Annotated in this window: 11 protein-coding genes; 5 read left to right on the top strand and 6 right to left on the bottom strand. The window is 57.6% G+C overall.

Annotated features, from left to right (window positions below):
• Nucleotides 1–9 precede the first annotated feature (9 nt).
• From narH to KFJ24_RS11685, 3 genes are all read right to left on the bottom strand, one after another.
• Nucleotides 10–1,569, bottom strand: a complete 1,560-nt coding sequence (narH, locus tag KFJ24_RS11675) for a nitrate reductase subunit beta (RefSeq protein ID WP_250831263.1) — start codon at nucleotides 1,567–1,569, stop codon at nucleotides 10–12.
• Nucleotides 1,566–5,309 (bottom strand): nitrate reductase subunit alpha, encoded by a 3,744-nt coding sequence (locus KFJ24_RS11680; protein ID WP_250831264.1) that lies wholly within the window; start codon nucleotides 5,307–5,309, stop codon nucleotides 1,566–1,568. The genes narH and KFJ24_RS11680 overlap by 4 nt, the downstream gene beginning before the upstream one ends.
• A gap of 113 nt (nucleotides 5,310–5,422) precedes the next feature.
• Nucleotides 5,423–6,691, bottom strand: a complete 1,269-nt coding sequence (locus KFJ24_RS11685) for an MFS transporter (protein ID WP_250831265.1) — start codon at nucleotides 6,689–6,691, stop codon at nucleotides 5,423–5,425.
• A 199-nt stretch (nucleotides 6,692–6,890) separates the two neighbouring features.
• Here KFJ24_RS11685 and KFJ24_RS11690 point away from each other — a divergent pair, with 199 nt between their 5' ends.
• The 3 genes from KFJ24_RS11690 to ubiT all read left to right on the top strand — a co-directional run bounded on the left by KFJ24_RS11690 (nucleotide 6,891) and on the right by ubiT (nucleotide 10,032).
• Complete coding sequence (locus KFJ24_RS11690) at nucleotides 6,891–8,750, top strand: histidine kinase (protein WP_250831266.1); 1,860 nt, start codon at nucleotides 6,891–6,893, stop codon at nucleotides 8,748–8,750.
• 65 nt (nucleotides 8,751–8,815) lie between these two features.
• A complete protein-coding gene (narL, locus tag KFJ24_RS11695; protein WP_284709186.1) occupies nucleotides 8,816–9,475 on the top strand; it encodes a two-component system response regulator NarL in 660 nt (219 codons plus the stop codon).
• Between the two features lie 68 nt (nucleotides 9,476–9,543).
• Nucleotides 9,544–10,032, top strand: coding sequence for a ubiquinone anaerobic biosynthesis accessory factor UbiT (gene ubiT / locus KFJ24_RS11700; RefSeq protein WP_250831267.1), 489 nt, complete (start codon nucleotides 9,544–9,546; stop codon nucleotides 10,030–10,032).
• A 51-nt stretch (nucleotides 10,033–10,083) separates the two neighbouring features.
• On the opposite strand, the gene KFJ24_RS11705 is transcribed toward ubiT, so the two are convergent.
• From KFJ24_RS11705 to hemN, 3 genes are all read right to left on the bottom strand, one after another.
• Complete coding sequence (locus KFJ24_RS11705) at nucleotides 10,084–10,986, bottom strand: U32 family peptidase (protein WP_250831268.1); 903 nt, start codon at nucleotides 10,984–10,986, stop codon at nucleotides 10,084–10,086.
• Between the two features lie 13 nt (nucleotides 10,987–10,999).
• Nucleotides 11,000–11,995, bottom strand: a complete 996-nt coding sequence (ubiU, locus tag KFJ24_RS11710) for a ubiquinone anaerobic biosynthesis protein UbiU (protein ID WP_250831269.1) — start codon at nucleotides 11,993–11,995, stop codon at nucleotides 11,000–11,002.
• Between the two features lie 125 nt (nucleotides 11,996–12,120).
• The gene (gene hemN / locus KFJ24_RS11715) at nucleotides 12,121–13,539 is read right to left on the bottom strand and encodes an oxygen-independent coproporphyrinogen III oxidase (RefSeq protein WP_250831270.1); all 1,419 of its coding nucleotides are present in this window, start codon (nucleotides 13,537–13,539) and stop codon (nucleotides 12,121–12,123) included.
• 338 nt (nucleotides 13,540–13,877) lie between these two features.
• Between hemN and KFJ24_RS11720 the strand changes: the two genes are divergently transcribed.
• Nucleotides 13,878–14,867, top strand: a complete 990-nt coding sequence (locus tag KFJ24_RS11720; RefSeq protein ID WP_250831271.1) for a VPLPA-CTERM sorting domain-containing protein — start codon at nucleotides 13,878–13,880, stop codon at nucleotides 14,865–14,867.
• A gap of 154 nt (nucleotides 14,868–15,021) precedes the next feature.
• Nucleotides 15,022–16,644, top strand: coding sequence for a tetratricopeptide repeat protein (locus KFJ24_RS11725; RefSeq protein WP_250831272.1), 1,623 nt, complete (start codon nucleotides 15,022–15,024; stop codon nucleotides 16,642–16,644).
• The last annotated feature ends 66 nt before the right edge of the window (nucleotides 16,645–16,710 follow it).

The following is a 16,710-nucleotide window of genomic DNA, read 5'->3' on the forward strand; positions in this document are numbered from 1 at the left end:
TCAGGCTCCTTATTCCTGCAGCTGCTTCGGGTCCACCTGCTTCACGGTGGCCAGTTTGCTCACCATGCTGGTGGTCTGCTTCTTGCCGCCGAACAGGCTGAACTCGCTGTCGCCACCACTGCATCCGTCGCCAAAGCTGAAGCCACAACCGCCACGCTCGGGGAAGGCTTCCTTGGCCAGTTCGCGATGGCTGGTAGGAATCACGAAGCGATCTTCATAATTGGCAATGGCCAGATAACGGTACATTTCGTCCGCCTGATACTTGGTCAGCCCGGCTTCCTCCAGGGCCCGCAAGTCTTCCTTGCCCTCCACGGTCTCGGCGCGCTTGTACTGTCGCATCGCCATGATCCGCTTGAGGGCACGGACGATGGGCTTCTCATCGCCGGCGGTGAGCAGGTTCGCCAGGTACTTGACCGGGATCCGCAGGCTTTCGATCTTCGGCAGCACGCCGTCGAACTCGACCTTGCCGGCTTCCGCCGCAGACTGGATCGGGCTCAGGGGCGGCACGTACCAGACCATGGGCAGAGTGCGGTATTCCGGGTGCAGCGGCAGGGCCAGTTTCCAGTCCACCGCCATCTTGTACACCGGGCTTTCCTGGGCGGCCTTGATGACGTTCATCGGCACTCCGTCCTTCTGCGCCTGCTCGATCACTTCCGGATCGTTAGGATCCAGGAAGATTTCCAGCTGCTTCTCGTACAGCTCATGCTCGCCCGGGGTGCTGGCGACTTCCTCGATGCGGTCGGCATCGTAGAGCAACACACCGAGGTAGCGGATCCGGCCCACGCAGGTTTCGGAACAGACGGTCGGCATACCGGCTTCAATGCGCGGATAGCAGAAGATGCACTTCTCGGACTTGCCGGTCTTCCAGTTGAAGTAGATCTTCTTGTACGGGCAGCCGGAAACACACATCCGCCAGCCACGACACTTGTCCTGGTCGATCAGAACGATGCCGTCTTCTTCCCGCTTGTAGATGGCGCCGCTGGGGCAGCTGGCGACACAGGTCGGGTTAAGACAGTGCTCGCACAGGCGCGGCAGATACATCATGAAGGTGTTTTCGAATTGGCCGTAGATGTCCGCCTGGACCTGATCGAAGTTCTTGTCTTTGCGGCGCTTGGCAAACTCGGTACCGAGAATTTCTTCCCAGTTCGGGCCCCATTCGATTTTCTGCATGCGCTGACCGGAAATCAGCGAGCGCGGCCGGGCGACAGGCTGGTGCTTGCTGTCGCCGGCGGTGTGCAGATGCTGGTAATCGAAATCGAACGGCTCGTAGTAGTCGTCAATTTCCGGCAGGTCCGGATTGGCAAAGATGTTTGCCAGAACCCGGAAACGGCCACCGATTTTCGGGCGAATCTTGCCGGAGCTGTCGCGCATCCAGCCGCCTTTCCATTTATCCTGGTTTTCCCATTCCTTCGGGTAGCCGATACCGGGCTTGGTCTCGACGTTATTGAACCAGGCGTACTCCATGCCTTCACGGCTGGTCCATACGTTTTTACAGGTCACTGAACAGGTGTGGCAACCAATGCATTTGTCCAGGTTCAGCACCATGCCTACTTGGGAACGGATTTTCATTTTACAGCCTCCTGAACAGTGTCATTGCCTTCGCCGTCGAGCCAGTCGACGTTGTGCATCTTGCGGACCACCACGAATTCGTCGCGGTTGGAGCCGACGGTGCCGTAGTAGTTGAACCCGTAGGAATACTGCGCGTAACCGCCAATCATGTGGGTCGGTTTCGGGCAGACCCGGGTGACCGAGTTGTGGATGCCGCCCCGGGTACCGGTGATCTCGGAACCCGGAATGTTCACAACCCGCTCCTGAGCGTGGTACATCATCACCATGCCGGGCATCACCCTCTGGCTGACCACCGCCCGGGCTGCAATGGCGCCGTTGGCGTTAAACACCTCGATCCAGTCGTTATCTTCAACACCCATCTCCCCGGCATCGTCCTCACTCAGCCAGACAATCGGGCCACCGCGAGAGAGGGTCAGCATCAGCAGGTTGTCGCTGTAGGTGCTGTGGATACCCCATTTTTGGTGTGGCGTCAGGAAGTTCAGCGCCTTCTCTGGATTTCCATTAGGCTTCTTGCCCAACATGGGGGCCATTGCCTTGGTGTTGATAGGCGGACGGTACACCAGCAGGCTTTCACCAAAGGCACGCATCCACTCGTGATCCTGATAGAACTGCTGACGGCCGGTCAGGGTGCGCCAGGGGATCAGCTCGTGAACGTTGGTATAACCGGCGTTGTAGGACACATGCTCGTCCTCCAGACCAGACCATGTCGGGCTGGAGATGATCTTGCGCGGCTGCGCCACGATGTCCCGAAAACGGATCTTTTCCTCTTCCTTGTTCTTCGCCAGATGGGTGTGGTCCAGACCGGTCATTTCAGACAGCGCCGCCCAGGCCTTAACCGCCACCTGACCGTTGGTCTCCGGCGCCAGGGTCAGAATCACTTCCGCTGCATCAATGGCACTTTCAATTTTCGGCCGGCCCGCGTTGGCGCCGTCGATGTGCTTGTAGTTCAGGTCACCCAGGAACTTCACTTCTTTTTCGGTGTTCCAGTTGATGCCCTTGCCGCCGTTACCCAGCTTGTCCAGCAGCGGTCCAAGCGAGGTGAAGCGGGCATAAGTGTTCGGGTAGTCCCGCTCAACGGTGATGAAGTTGGGCGCAGTCTTGCCTGGGACCAGGTCGCACTCTCCGCGCTTCCAGTCCTTTACGTCGAACGGCTGGCCCAGTTCGGCCGGGGCATCGTGCAGCAGTGGCAGGGTAACTACGTCTTTCTCGACACCCAGGTGACCCTCCGTAGCCTTGGAGAAAGCCTTGGCAATGCCCTTGTAGATTTCCCAGTCACTGCGTGCTTCCCACGCCGGGTCGGTGGCTGCGGTCAGCGGGTGGATGAACGGGTGCATATCCGAGGTATTCAGGTCGTTCTTCTCGTACCAGGTGGCCGTCGGCAGCACGATGTCGGAATACAGACAGGTGGTGGACATCCGGAAGTCCAGGGTCACCAGCAGGTCGAGCTTGCCTTCCGGCGCCTCGTCATGCCACTTGACCTCTTTCGGTTTGGCACCACCTTCGTGGCCCAGATCCTTGCCCTGCAGGCCACTCTTGGTGCCCAGAAGGTACTTGAGCATGTACTCGTGCCCCTTGCCGGACGAACCCAGCAGGTTGGAGCGCCAGATGAACATGTTACGTGGATGATTCTGGGGCGCCTCCGGATCCTCACTGGCAAAGGCCAGGGAGCCGTCTTTCATGGACTGGGCCACATAATCCGGCACTTCCATCCCGGCCTTCTCGGCCTCCGCCGCAATGCCCAGCGGGTTGCGGTTGAGCTGCGGCGCAGACGGCAGCCAGCCCATGCGCTCGGCACGCACGTTGTAGTCGATCAGGCTGCCACCGAATTTGGACTTGTCCGCCAGCGGCGAGAGGATCTCGTCGACACCCAGCTTCTCGTAACGCCACTGGCCGGAGTGCGCATAGAAGAAGGAGGTGGAGTTCATGTGGCGCGGCGGGCGCTGCCAGTCCAGACCAAAGGCCAGCGGCTGCCAGCCGGTCTGCGGGCGCAGTTTTTCCTGGCCTACATAATGCGCCCAGCCACCACCGCTCTGGCCAATACAGCCACACATGATCAGCATGTTGATCAGACCGCGGTAGTTCATGTCCATGTGGTACCAGTGGTTCATACCGGCACCGACGATGACCATGGAACGGCCCTTGGTCTTGTCGGCGTTGTCGGCAAACTCGCGGGCAATGCGGATCACTTTCTCGGCGGGCACGCCGGTGATCTTTTCCTGCCAGGCAGGGGTGTAGGGCTTAACTTCGTCATAGGAAGTGGCACCGTCATCGTCGCCCAGGCCACGGCTGATGCCGTAGTTGGCCACCATCAGGTCGTATACGGTTACCACGCGACCTTCGGAGCCATCCGCCAGCTGAACCTTGCGGGTACCCAGCTTGTGCTTGAGGATGTCTTTGATTTCCACGTGCTGGAAATGGTCGTGCTCGATACCACCGAAGTACGGGAAGGCAACGTCCACAACGTCATCGTGCTTTTCGACCATGGACAGCTGCAGGTTTACGTCAGAGCCCTTGGCGGTCTGCTTCAGGTTCCACTTACCCTTCTCGCCCCAGCGATAGCCGATGGAGCCGTTGGGCGCGGTGAGCTCACCGGAGGCGTCATCAATGGCAATGGTTTTCCACTCGGGGTTGTTCTCTTCACCCAGGCCGTCGACCAGGTCGCTGGCGCGGAGGAAGCGGCCCGGCACATAGCTGCCGTCGTCCTTCTGCTCCAGCATAACCAGGTAGGGCATATCGGTGTAGCGGCGAACGTAGTCAGTGAAGTACTCACTGGGCTGGTCAACGTGAAATTCCTTGAGGATCACGTGGCCCATGGCCATGCCCAGGGCCGCGTCGGTGCCCTGCTTGGGGTTCATCCACTCGTCGGACAGCTTGGAGACTTCGGCGTAATCCGGGGTAATGGCGACGGTCTTGGTGCCCTTGTAGCGCACTTCGGTGAAGAAGTGGGCGTCCGGGGTCCGGGTCTGGGGCACGTTGGAGCCCCAGGCGATGATGTAGCCGGAGTTGTACCAGTCTGCGGATTCCGGCACGTCGGTCTGCTCGCCCCAGGTTTGTGGCGAGGCCGGCGGCAGGTCGCAGTACCAGTCGTAGAAGCTCATGCACACGCCACCAATCATCGACAGGTAGCGGCTGCCGGCGGCGTAGGACACCATGGACATGGCAGGGATCGGAGAGAAGCCGATGATGCGGTCCGGGCCATGCTGTTTCGCGGTGTAGACGTTCGAAGCACCGATCAGCTCATTGACCTCGTCCCAGCTGGAGCGGACGAAGCCGCCCATGCCGCGCTTTGGCTTATACTCGGCGGTTTTCTTCGGATCTTCGACGATGGAGGCCCAGGCTTCGACCGGATCGTTGAACTGAATACGGGCCGCGCGCCAGAGTTTCATCAGGTGCTTGCGCATCAGCGGGTACTTCAGGCGGTTGGCGCTGTACATGTACCAGGAATAGCTGGCGCCACGAGGGCAGCCGCGTGGCTCATGATTGGGCAGGTCTGCGCGGGTGCGCGGGTAATCGGTCTGCTGGGTTTCCCAGGTGACCAGGCCGTTCTTGACGTAGATTTTCCAGCTGCAGGAACCCGTGCAGTTTACGCCATGGGTGGAGCGCACAATTTTGTCGTGCTGCCAGCGCTTGCGATAGCCGTCTTCCCATTCGCGACTGACGTCATGGGTTTCGCCATGGCCGTTGGCGAACGGTTCACGCTTTTTCTTGAAGTAACTCAGTTTGTCGATCAAATGACTCATGGTCTCTCTCCGGATCGTTGTTCCGATTTGAGACCATTGTGTGTGAGAAAAAACCCGAAATCTGCGTGGTTACTACCACATAACCCGGTCCTACCTCACTGGTGGTAGGCAGCTCATATCCCCCGATGGAGAAGGGTCTTCCGCTCCTGACGACGCCGTTTACGGGCGAATAGCAACAGGCAGGCAGCGAGCAGGATAAAGAGGATCATGAAAACCGCACTGCGGATACCCAGCCAGTGATTAACGGCACCAAATACGACCGGCAGGATAGAGGCCACAGAGCATGCACTGACGAGCAATAATCCTGCGAAAAAGGCGGCCGCATTCCGGTTATCCATGATGACCAGTCGCTGCAGGCTGCCCATGGCGCAGCCAAGTGCAATCCCCAGTATCACCACAAACACACTCTCAACGAACAGGGGCAGCACAAATTCCAACTGGATTGTCGAGTCAATGCCCTGGATAAAAAGCGTCATCGGCGGGTAGGAGAGTATGAACAGGGACACCAGACAGAGCATTAAAGCGCGGATGGTTACCCGGATACTGCCGAACCGGTCGGAGAGCCCACCCCCGACAATCTGAGCCAGAGCGCCCGGGATCACGAACCACTGCGCCAGTCGGGCGCCCGTGTGTACAGGCAAATCAAACTGAGATGAGAGATAATCGGGTAACCAGAGCGCCAACGCAAAGAAACTGCCGGCGACCACACCAAAAAATGCGCAGACCTGCCAACGGCGGTTCAGCCTGGCGTTGCTCGCAAGCTCCCGCAGACCAGCCGAGGACTCGGGATCTGCCCCGGCGTCCTCCGAGGACGTCAGCATCACCATCAGCGCAAGAATAAGAAGCAGTACCACCAGGTAGGCCAGTGCTACCCCCCGCCACGAAAAAGCCTCATGAAACAGCGGCACCAGGTAGTAGTTGAATCCGGCACCGGTGACACCGCTTCCGAATATCCCAAGCACAAGCCCCAGCCGCCCGGGCCGACAGTGGCCGGTAACAAATTGCAGTCCGGCGCAATAAAAACCGCCGGCCAGACCCAGACCTCCGGCAGCCAGCAGGTACCCGACAAAACTCCGGGCAATGAGCAGAATCACCATACAGATGGCCAGTCCTGCCAGACACGCGAGCATGACTTTACGCGCCCCAATATTTTGAGCCGCCAGGCCTGCGGGGATTGCCAGAATGGCACTGACAGCCATGGGCATGGCCAGCAGGAAGCCAAACTGGAGACTGCTCAGCGACAGCTCAGCCCGCACGTGCACCCCGGCAACGGCAAACAGCGTCCAGCAACCGGATGCAATAACAAATCCCACCAGAGCCAGAGGAAGGACAACTGCCAGCGAGGTGAGCTTGTCTTCCTCACTTTCCAAATCTGCAGCCATTCGGTGCCCTCCCTGCGAATCCCCACTTTCAGTTTCATCTTTTGCCCTGTGAACGGTCAAAGACTATGATGGGCTATCGCCTCTTGGGGTAAATGACTATTCTCTAGGAGGTAGGAGACACTATCTAATTCAGTCACCCGATATATTGAGGACTGATGTTGTCGGCATCATGGCAAGGCAACCCACAAGACGGTTATCAATGACACCCAGAACTTCCCTCGTGAACCGGCTCGCAATTGTGGTCGGAGCCATTGTGCTAACGGCTCTGGTGAGCATGGCAACCACCCTCGCCGTTTCCAAAAGTATCGAAGGCAATGCGACCGCTATCAACCAGGCTGGCGCACTTCGAATGGGGGCCTTTCAGCTCCTGTCTCAGGTAGCTGGCCCACAAGAGTACGAAGGTGCTACTGAATCCTTCGACACCCTGACCCAGGCGTACACGGCAAACGTGGTCAGTATTGGTATTACAAAGGCCATACCGGATGCGCCTGACCATCCTCTGGCGCAACAGCATCAGGAAATTCTGGACTCCTGGAATTCCCGCCTGAGACCAATGCTTGAAAGCCACAGTCCCGGATCGGTCGTGAGCGCCGAAATGATTTCGGCAACGAACAACTACGTTCGGGAAGTCGACCTGCTCGTCACAATGCTCGAAGAGCGGACGGAAGCCCGAATCGACCTGTTACACCTGATTCAGATTATCAGCCTGGCTTTCTCCATCCTGATTGTTCTTGCGCTGTTCATTGATCTGAAAAAACGGGTGGTGCAACCACTGAGAAAACTCGTTGATATTGCCGGCGCTGTCCAGCAGCAGGACTTTTCACACAAGGCCCACCTGAGAGGCTCTGATGAGCTTGCCCAGCTTGGTGATGCGTTTGACCAGATGACAAGCGAGCTGGCCCTCACTTACTACGATCTGGAAGATCGCGTCCGCATCAAAACCGAGGAGCTGGAAAAAAGCCACGCGGCACTGCAACTCCTTCATTCCTATAGTCGTAGCCTGTTCGCCAATCACGACCTGTGTGACGGCGCCGTGCCGATGCTGCAGCAACTGGAGCAACTGCTGGGTATTGGCCCGATCCAGATCTACCTGCACGACAAGGATTCGTCCCGGCCGGTTCAGACCGCCACCACCGCCACCCGTGAACGCCCCTTCTACTGCAGGGACCATCATTGTAACGCCTGCCTGGTGCAGCCCGAGCAGTACGACGATCTCCCGGTGGAAGACAACGACGGTCGTCGCCTGTTATTGCCCATTCGCACGCCTGGCCATCTGCTGGGTACGCTGGAGGTCTGGTACCCCGCCGATATGGACCTGTCCCAGACCGCCCGCCGGCTGCTGGAGACGCTGAGCGACCAACTGGCGACCGCTATCTTCCTTGAACGACAGATTACCGAAGAGCAACAGCAGACCCTCGCGGAAGAGCGCACGGTTATTGCCCGGGAGCTGCACGATTCACTGGCCCAGTCGCTGTCATACCTCAAAATGCAGGTTGCACGCCTGCGCAGACTCAATATTGTCGGCGACCAACAGGCCAGCCACGAGGCGATACTGAATGAACTCAGCACGGGACTGAACAGCGCCTACCGGCAGCTGCGCGAGTTGCTGACAACCTTCCGGCTGAAACTGGACACGCCGGACCTGTCTTCCGCGCTCAAGCAAACGGTTGAGGAGTTTTCCGAAAGACTCGGCAAGCCCGTGCGACTGGTCTACAACCTGCCGCCAAAAACGCTGTCACCCAACGAGGAAATCCATACCCTGCAGATCGTTCGGGAAGGACTTGCCAACGCTGTGAAGCATGCCGACGCCAGCGAGGTCGTAGTCGATATAGTCTTCGAGTCGCCGAAAGTGAAAGCCCGGATACGCGACAACGGCAAGGGTTTACCCGCGGGCGATGGGCCAGTCAATCATTATGGCCTTGTCATCATGCAGGACCGAGCCAGAACACTGGGTGGGCAGGTGCAGATCCAAAATCGGGATGAAGGCGGTGTGGAAGTATCGTTGTCTTTCATCCCCAAAAGCCGAAATCTCATTCCGACAGAAGCCTCAAGCGCCTGATCCGGATAACCTAAACGGGCTGCCAATGGGCACGCCGAAAAGCAGAGAAGGAAAACAGAGCAATCATGTCAGAGACACCCGCGAGCATTCTGCTGATCGATGATCACCCGCTTCTGCGCCAGGGCATCAAACAGTTGATCGAAATGGAAGACGATATGGAGGTGGTGGGCGAGGCCAGTAACGCCTCAGACGGCATTCGCCTGGCCACCGAAATTGAACCGGATTTGATTCTTATGGATCTGAACATGCCGGAGGTCAGCGGCATCGAAGCCCTGGAAAAGCTTCGGCAACAGAACATCAGCTCCCGGATCATCATGTTCACGGTTTCCGATTACGAGGACGACGTGGTCGCGGCGCTGCGCGCTGGCGCTGACGGCTACCTGCTCAAGGACATGGAGCCCGAGGATATGATCGGGCAACTGCGCCAGGCGGCGGTCGGCAAGATGGTTATCAGCGACCGTCTGACCACCCTCCTGGCACAGGCTCTGCGCTCTAACAAACCTCAGCAGGCGTCACGCCCGAACTTTGACAGCCTGACACCCCGGGAGAAGGACATCCTGCGCCTGATTGCCGAGGGGCTCTCCAACAAGATGATTGGTCGAAAACTGGACATCAGCGACGGTACCGTGAAGGTGCACGTGAAACACCTGCTGAAAAAACTGAACTTGCGCTCCCGGGTGGAAGTGGCGGTATGGGCCGTGGAGGAAGGGCTTCACAAGGGCTGAGTTATATCAATTCGCTCAGCCCGGGTTTGCTTTACTCTGAGCAGGTTTCATACCACCCGGAGTGAAGCATGGCCCTGTCCCTACCCACTGTCACCCTGAACAACTCGCTGCTCAGACAGACCACCGACATGGCTCGGGATTATCTGCCCTCGGCAAGCCCGGTGCTCGCAGCCCTTGATCGCAGAATGCCTGTCCCCCTGAAACAACTGATGGTGGAGGCACCTCTGAACCGGATATTCGCCGAGGCCATTGCCGAAGGTGAATTCGATGAGTTCGAAGGCCGCCGGATTCGCCTGGAGGCATCAGGGGGGCTTCCGGGTACCACACTTGGTTTCTGGGCCGGCCGGCTCCGGGTGATTGATGGCCCTGGTGAGGCGACGATCCGCGGCTCCCTGACAGCGTTCAAGACGCTCGCAGAGCGCCATCAGGATCCGGATCAGCTGTTTTTCCAGCGCCAGCTGGTGATTGAAGGCGATACCGAGCTGGGGCTTGGCTTGAAGAACCTGCTGGACAGTCTGGAATGGGACATCAGCATCTGGCAAATGCTCTCCATCTGACAGACTTTGCACCTTGAAAGGACGCGGGTGGGTTACCGTGGGGGCTGACTATCAGCCCCCCGATTTTGCAACCAGATCCATGCCCGGCTTGCCATACCAGTACCCATTGCACGGAGGCGCTTCTACCAGCTGCAATGGGTCGGTATCAGGCGTTTCACCCCGGCGCACCTGGTCAAAACGCCTGACCACCTCATCCATACCCAGATGCTCAGGGCTCAGACGAACCGTAGACACGCCTATTCGCTCCATCTCGGGCAGTTCCCGCATCAGGTCATAACGGGAGCCAGACAGGGTGGAAATACCATTCAGCCGAAACAGCTCCTGGCTTTCTCGCGAACGGAGTTCCATGCCATCTGGATGCTGGAGGCAGCGGAATTCGCAGTTGTCCTTGGGCAGGTTGTAATGACGGGCGGTGAAGCAGCGGGAAGACCATGCCAACGGCAGAAAGCCCCAGGCAAACACTTCCGCGGGAAGGTCCAGACCTTCCTGCTTTAGCCCGGTAATCAGTTGTGCCAGGGTATCCCGACCCAGTTCCACCGGCAGATTCCAGCCCTTCAGACCCCGCTTTGCCAGCACCTTGAGCGTGGCAACGTTGTAAATGTTCATGGACGGACCAGTCACGAACGGAATTCCGTTGCCAATGGCTACCTGCATTGCGCTCTGGTCGTTGGCTTCCACACAGAACTCGTTTTGCTCGCAGATCCGACGCAGGCGGCGCAAGTCCGCCTCTGACTCAATCAGCGTCTGCGATGAGAGCACCACTTCCTTGCCACAGGCTTTGAGATCACGGGCCAGCGCAAACCAGTCATCCGGTTTCAGTTCTCGCCGGCGGGAACACACGGCTTCGCCGAGATAGATGGTATCTACCGGCCACTCAGCCGCCTTACCATAGAAATCAAAAACGCTTTGTTTGGACCAGAACCAAAGAATCGGCCCGAGGGATAACTTCATCATCGTCGCCAGAACCTCATTTCCATTTGCGATGGTAGGCACCCAGGGTGGTCAGCCCGCCCTCAGACAGGCCGGACAGGGTGTTTCGCCAGCCGGGATCGACGGTAAAGGATTCCGGCCGGGACTCCAGGTCATCAAGAGCATGGCGCCAGGTGCGGGCAACATCGGCAATATAGGCCGGGCTACGCTGCCGGCCCTCAATTTTCACGGCCCTGATGCCCAACCCCTGAAGATCCGGCAGAAGGTCCAGCGTATTCAGGCTGACCGGTTCCTCGATCGCATGGTAGAGGCTACCCTCGACCTCGAAACGCCCCTTGCACAAGGTAGGATAGCCAGCCGGTTCACCCGGGCCATAACGGTCAATCAGTACGTCGTTAAGCCGCGACTCCAGGCCCTGGGGGGTTTCCTGCCAGCGCACGGCCTTGGCCGGGGAACAGGCGCCACGGGTGTTAGGAGATTCGTCGGTCAGGTAGGAGGAGAGATAGCAGCGCCCTTCGGCCATGATGCACAGACTGCCAAAGGCAAACACCTCCAGCTCAACGGGACTGTGTTTCGCCACACCCCTCACCTGGTCCAGGGAAAGCACCCGGGGCAACACTGCCCGCCGAATATCGAAGTTATCCTTGTAGAATTTAAGCGCTTCGTAACTGGTAGCTGAGCCCTGGACGGAAAGGTGCCGTGGAATGTCCGGGTGCTTCTGAGCGGCATAATCCAGCAGGCCCATATCGGCCAGGATAATCGCATCCACTCCCAGGCCCGCCGCGCGATCTACGGCCCCCTTCCATTGTTCCCAGCCATCGGGTTGTGGGTAGGTGTTGATGGCACAGAATACACGGGCACCGCGCTGGTGGGCGTATTCGATACCCTCAGCAGCACGCTTGTCATTGAAGTTCAGGCCGGCAAACTGGCGGGCATTGGTGCTGTCCCGGAAGCCGAAATAAACCGCGTTGGCACCATTATCCACGGCGGTTTTCAGCGCGGGCAGACTGCCGGCCGGGCATACGAGTTCCATAACTATCTCCGCTGAAACAAACAGCGGACAGCCTACCGGCAACCCCATGGAGACACATTGACCATTGTCAGCCTGAACGGGTCACAACAACCGGCGCTCACCTGACCCGACTTCAACGGCACCTGTCAGATAATACGGGAGAAGCGCTGGCTGGCCCCTTCCTTCCGATACAAATCGAAAATCTGGCAGATGGCCCGAATCAGCAACCGGCCGGCCGGCTGAACCTGCAGAGCATTGCCATCATCCGCAATCAGCTCATCCTGCACCATGGGTTTGAGGCGGCTGAGCTCATCAGCAAAGTAACGGTCCAGGTTTTCGCCCCACTCATCCGCAAACAGCTTTCGGTCCAGCCGGAACTGGCAGATCAGCTGGCCGATCACCCAGCGGCGAATACGATCGTCACGGCTCAGGTTCACGCCCTTGGTGATGGCCAGCTGGCCGGCATCGATAGCCGCCTCCCAGGAAGGCAGGTCGTGGTTGTTCTGGAAATAGGCATCGTCGGTCTGGCCGATGGCAGACACACCCAGGGACACCAGGTCGCATTCGGAATGGGTAGTGTAACCCTGGAAATTCCGGTGCAGGCGCCCTTCTCGCTGGGCCACGGCCAGGCTGTCGTCCGGCTTCGCAAAGTGGTCCATGCCGATGTACTCATAGCCCGCATCCAAAAGCCGGTTAATAGTGTTGTGCAGGATGGTCAGCTTTTGCTGCGGCGAGGGTAATGTGTGGTCCTGAATTCGGGTCTGCGGATAGAACCGGTCCGGCAAATGCGCGTAGCTGAATACAGAGAGCCGGTCCGGTGACATCTCGATAACTGCTTCCAGGGTTTCCGCGAAGCTTTCCGGGGTCTGGTGCGGTAGCCCGTAGATCAGGTCCAGGTTAATGGACCGGAACCCAATCCGGCGCGACTCATTCAGCACAGCTTCGGTCATATCCCGGGGCTGGATGCGGTTCACCGCTTTCTGCACCTCGGGGTTCACGTCCTGGACGCCCAGGCTGATGCGGTTAAAGCCCAGGTCCCAGAGTGTCGGCAGGGTATCCTGGTCCACTTCCCGGGGGTCTATCTCTAAGCTGTAATCCCGCTCGTCACCGGTTTGCAGATTGAACAGTTCACCGTACCCCTGCATCAGCGCCTGCATCACATCTTTTGGCAGGAAGGTGGGCGTGCCACCACCCCAGTGCAGTTGGGTAACCGGCCGGTCAGACCCGAATAATCTGGACTGGATCGCCGCCTCCTTCAGCAGACGCTCCACGTAGGGCATGGCCTTATCCCGTTTTTTGGTGATGACCTTGTTACAGGCGCAGTAGTAGCAAAGGTGCGCGCAGAACGGCAGGTGGGTATAGAGCGAGAGCGGGCGTCCACTGGCCTTGCTGCGACCGGCTGCCTTGACCATGTCTTCCACCGGGTAGTTCTGGTTGAACTCCACCGCCGTCGGGTAAGAGGTGTAACGGGGACCACTGAGATCGTATCGGCGGATCAGAGCCTCATCCCATAAAAATTTGGGCGCGGACTCAGGGGCAGCAGTATAGGTAGCCAATAAATTCATCGTCGGTAATTTCTACACTCAAAGCAGTAACATAATTGTGATGAATGGCCAGTTTAGTAACTTAACGGATCGGATATCTTGACCAATGTCATTAAGACCGCCTTTCCCACCCACATCTCCGAACATGGCCCCATCTCCACGGCCGACCTGACGAACGCAGAAAACCGTCAAATTCCTTTACATGTAACACTTCCAGAACATTCTTACTCGGGAAAATGCATCTATTTTTTTTAGTAAAACACTAAAACGGCCTAAAAAATGCTTTTACCCTCCATGCGGTACAAAAGAAGAAGTTGCGGGTTTTTCCCACAACAACGACTGCAAACAGGGAGCAATTTATGAAACAACTAATTGCAGGATTGGCAGCTTTACTGCTCGCCATAACAGCGTTGCCTGCCCAGGCAGAGCTGACCAGCTTCAAAACCTTCAATGGTAATGTAGGGCTGTCCACAGATGGATTTGGCAGCCTGAGCGACTCAGGTATCATCTCGGCAGAGGTGCCAAGTGGCGCCACAGTGTTAGGAGCATACCTGTACACGGCTACCTTTGGCACAACAAGCACACCCACCGTGGAGATCGATGGCGTAAGTGCCTCCTTCGGCCCGCGGGTTCCCAACGCTACAGCCTGCTGCAGCCTCGCATCTTTCCGTGCGGATGTGACCTCATTGGTCGCGCCGAAGATCGATGGTGGTTCGGGAGGGATCTACGACTTCGACATCGCTGAAACCGTCCTAGGTGGCAACACCGACGGCTCTGCGTTGGTGGTCGTCTATGAGCTTGCGTCTCTGCCAGAATCGACGGTGGGCCTGCTAGACGGGTTCGCCTCTGTTACCGGAGATACCACGTCCATAAACTTCAGCGAGCCGCTCGATCCCGATGACCCCGGCTTTTTTGCCGAAATGAGACTGGGCATCAGCTTCAGTTGCTGCAACCAGCGCTCTCGTGTTGAAGTGAACGACCAGTTACTAACTGAGAATGCGGGCAATTTTGACGATGCAGACGGCGGAACCGCTGCAAATGGAAGATTATTTACTATGGGCGGTTTCGATGACGCCTTCTCACCGATAAATCCGACCTACGCGGAGGATACTGAGCGCTACGACCTTTCTTCGTTCGCCAGCTCGGGAGACACCAGCTTCAAAATCGATACATTCAACGCATCCCAAGATGACAACATCTTCCTAGCTGCCTTCCATGTATCAGGAGAAGCAGGCATCAATGAACCACCGCCCAATGGCGACCCAGTCGACGTGCCGGAGCCCGCTGGGTTCCTGTTGCTGTTGACAGGGCTAGCAGGATTCGGCGCACGTAGGATTTTGCGTGCCTGAACAAATTGTCCAATACTGAAAGAAGTCAGACCAGCGGGCGCTGCCAGCGCTCCCTGGTCTGAAGCCCCCCACACGATTAAACTGTGGTGACTGCATTATGACACGCGGATCTGGACTCATTGCATCATTACTCTTAGCCTTGGCATCACTCTCTGTGCATGCTGTACCGATCGAAGGTCTGCTCGATCAGCCAACCGAGAAATATGCCTCGGGCCTTGAGGCCCTCAAGCAGGATCAGTTCGACGTCGCCGAGTCACTAGGTACCAACTACGTGTTGAACAACCCCCGGGACGGCAGAGCCCATCTTATTCTGCTGCTTTCGTGGTATGGGCAGGAACGCCATGGCAAGATCGAGAACCACCTGCGAGAGCTGGATGCACGGCTCCCGGATGTTTCCCCAAGCATCAGGACCAGCTTGGGAACCCTTTATCTAAGGAACCGAGACCTGACCCGCGCCATAGACTGCCTCATCGACATTCCCGAGCAGTCTAGATCCTCAGTCGCATGGTCGACAATCGGAGAGACTTACCTTCAATTAGGAGAGATCAACAACGCAGAGGCGGCCTATCGGCAAGCGCTGAAGAAGGACGAAGGTGTCGGCGAAACCCCGGCACTGGGCCTTGCGAGGGTTCTGATGATGAAGGGCGAGTTCAAGCAGGCCCTTGTTCCACTTCGGCGTGTGCTTATGTCCGCACCCAGGCACGATCCCACCCTTATCATGGCCGCGACACTTCACCTCCGACTAAATCAACCGGTTCAGGCAGCCGATATCGTCAAGACTCTCAAACAGCAGAGACCCCATGTAGCTGCTGTCATTTCTCTGATTGCATTGACTGACTTTGCCAACGAAAATTATTCCCAAGCTAGGTCCTGGTTTCAAGAGCTGGACGCGCGCCCTGCGTGGAAGGACCTATCGGTTGCAGGCAGAGCACTTACTCATATTCAGGAAGGCAAAACATCGGCAGCCAGAACCATCCTCGATGGCGAATCGTTCGACTCCCAGGTACTGACCGCCATGCTGAAGGCCGCTTTTTCGCAACGCGGGAATGCCAATGCCATCAGCGGACATTTACGTCAAATGGCCCCCATTTGGGTGGATGCAAAACGGGAAGAGTTCGATTTGTCCACTGCCCTCGGGGACTCAACAGCGACCATGGGCGCTGTCAACCAGAGCTTGGTCACAGCCGCCATACGACACTTATACCTGAGTCAGGGATTCCCTGAATTGGCCACAATCCTTCCCCACGATGCAGCCCAGCCTCATGATTCCCTAATAGAGGGGCTGATAGCCTCCCGGGCACTTGCGAAAGAAGGCCGACTAAAACAGACGATAGCTCTGCTAAAACAGCTGATTGACGAATACCCGGACTTTGTTGCGCCACGTCTTGAGATGGCGGACATCCATTTCCAGACCGGATCGGCCAACCTGGCAATCAAAGGGTATCGCGAGTCCATCAAGCAAGCACCGGAGCTGGATGAACTCGTACTTCGGCTTGGTGACCTTTATAACGCAACAGATCACCCCGAGCTGGCGCTTGAACAATATCGATTATTTCTCAACCGCCAGCCCGACTCTTCATATGCGCTAAACCAGGCAGCGGCGACCCTGTCATCGCTACTCGACCAGCCGTCCAAAGCGCTTCCTCTGGCTCAAAAAGCTTTTGAACTCACTCCAGACAACTACAACGTTGCAGATACACTAATCAGCATCTACCTCAAGCTAGGCAGAGAACAAGAGGCGGAGCAGGTGGCCAGGTCCTTCAACACCACACTTTGACCCAAACCATTCGGCCAGGTCCGACGTATTCCGCGACATCGAAGACAAAGCCTTTGACAACCGGGA

The sequence above is a fragment of the Marinobacter sediminum genome (assembly GCF_023657445.1).
Lineage (GTDB): Bacteria > Pseudomonadota > Gammaproteobacteria > Pseudomonadales > Oleiphilaceae > Marinobacter > Marinobacter sediminum_A.

Excerpts from the sequence above, each read along its gene's own strand:
- narH (WP_250831263.1), bottom strand. The coding sequence starts at position 1,569 with ATGAAAATCCGTTCCCAAGTAGGCATGGTGCTGAACCTGGACAAATGC.
- KFJ24_RS11680 (WP_250831264.1), bottom strand. The coding sequence starts at position 5,309 with ATGAGTCATTTGATCGACAAACTGAGTTACTTCAAGAAAAAGCGTGAA.
- KFJ24_RS11685 (WP_250831265.1), bottom strand. The coding sequence starts at position 6,691 with ATGGCTGCAGATTTGGAAAGTGAGGAAGACAAGCTCACCTCGCTGGCA.
- KFJ24_RS11690 (WP_250831266.1), top strand. The coding sequence starts at position 6,891 with ATGACACCCAGAACTTCCCTCGTGAACCGGCTCGCAATTGTGGTCGGA.
- narL (WP_284709186.1), top strand. The coding sequence starts at position 8,816 with ATGTCAGAGACACCCGCGAGCATTCTGCTGATCGATGATCACCCGCTT.
- ubiT (WP_250831267.1), top strand. The coding sequence starts at position 9,544 with ATGGCCCTGTCCCTACCCACTGTCACCCTGAACAACTCGCTGCTCAGA.
- KFJ24_RS11705 (WP_250831268.1), bottom strand. The coding sequence starts at position 10,986 with ATGATGAAGTTATCCCTCGGGCCGATTCTTTGGTTCTGGTCCAAACAA.
- ubiU (WP_250831269.1), bottom strand. The coding sequence starts at position 11,995 with ATGGAACTCGTATGCCCGGCCGGCAGTCTGCCCGCGCTGAAAACCGCC.
- hemN (WP_250831270.1), bottom strand. The coding sequence starts at position 13,539 with ATGAATTTATTGGCTACCTATACTGCTGCCCCTGAGTCCGCGCCCAAA.
- KFJ24_RS11720 (WP_250831271.1), top strand. The coding sequence starts at position 13,878 with ATGAAACAACTAATTGCAGGATTGGCAGCTTTACTGCTCGCCATAACA.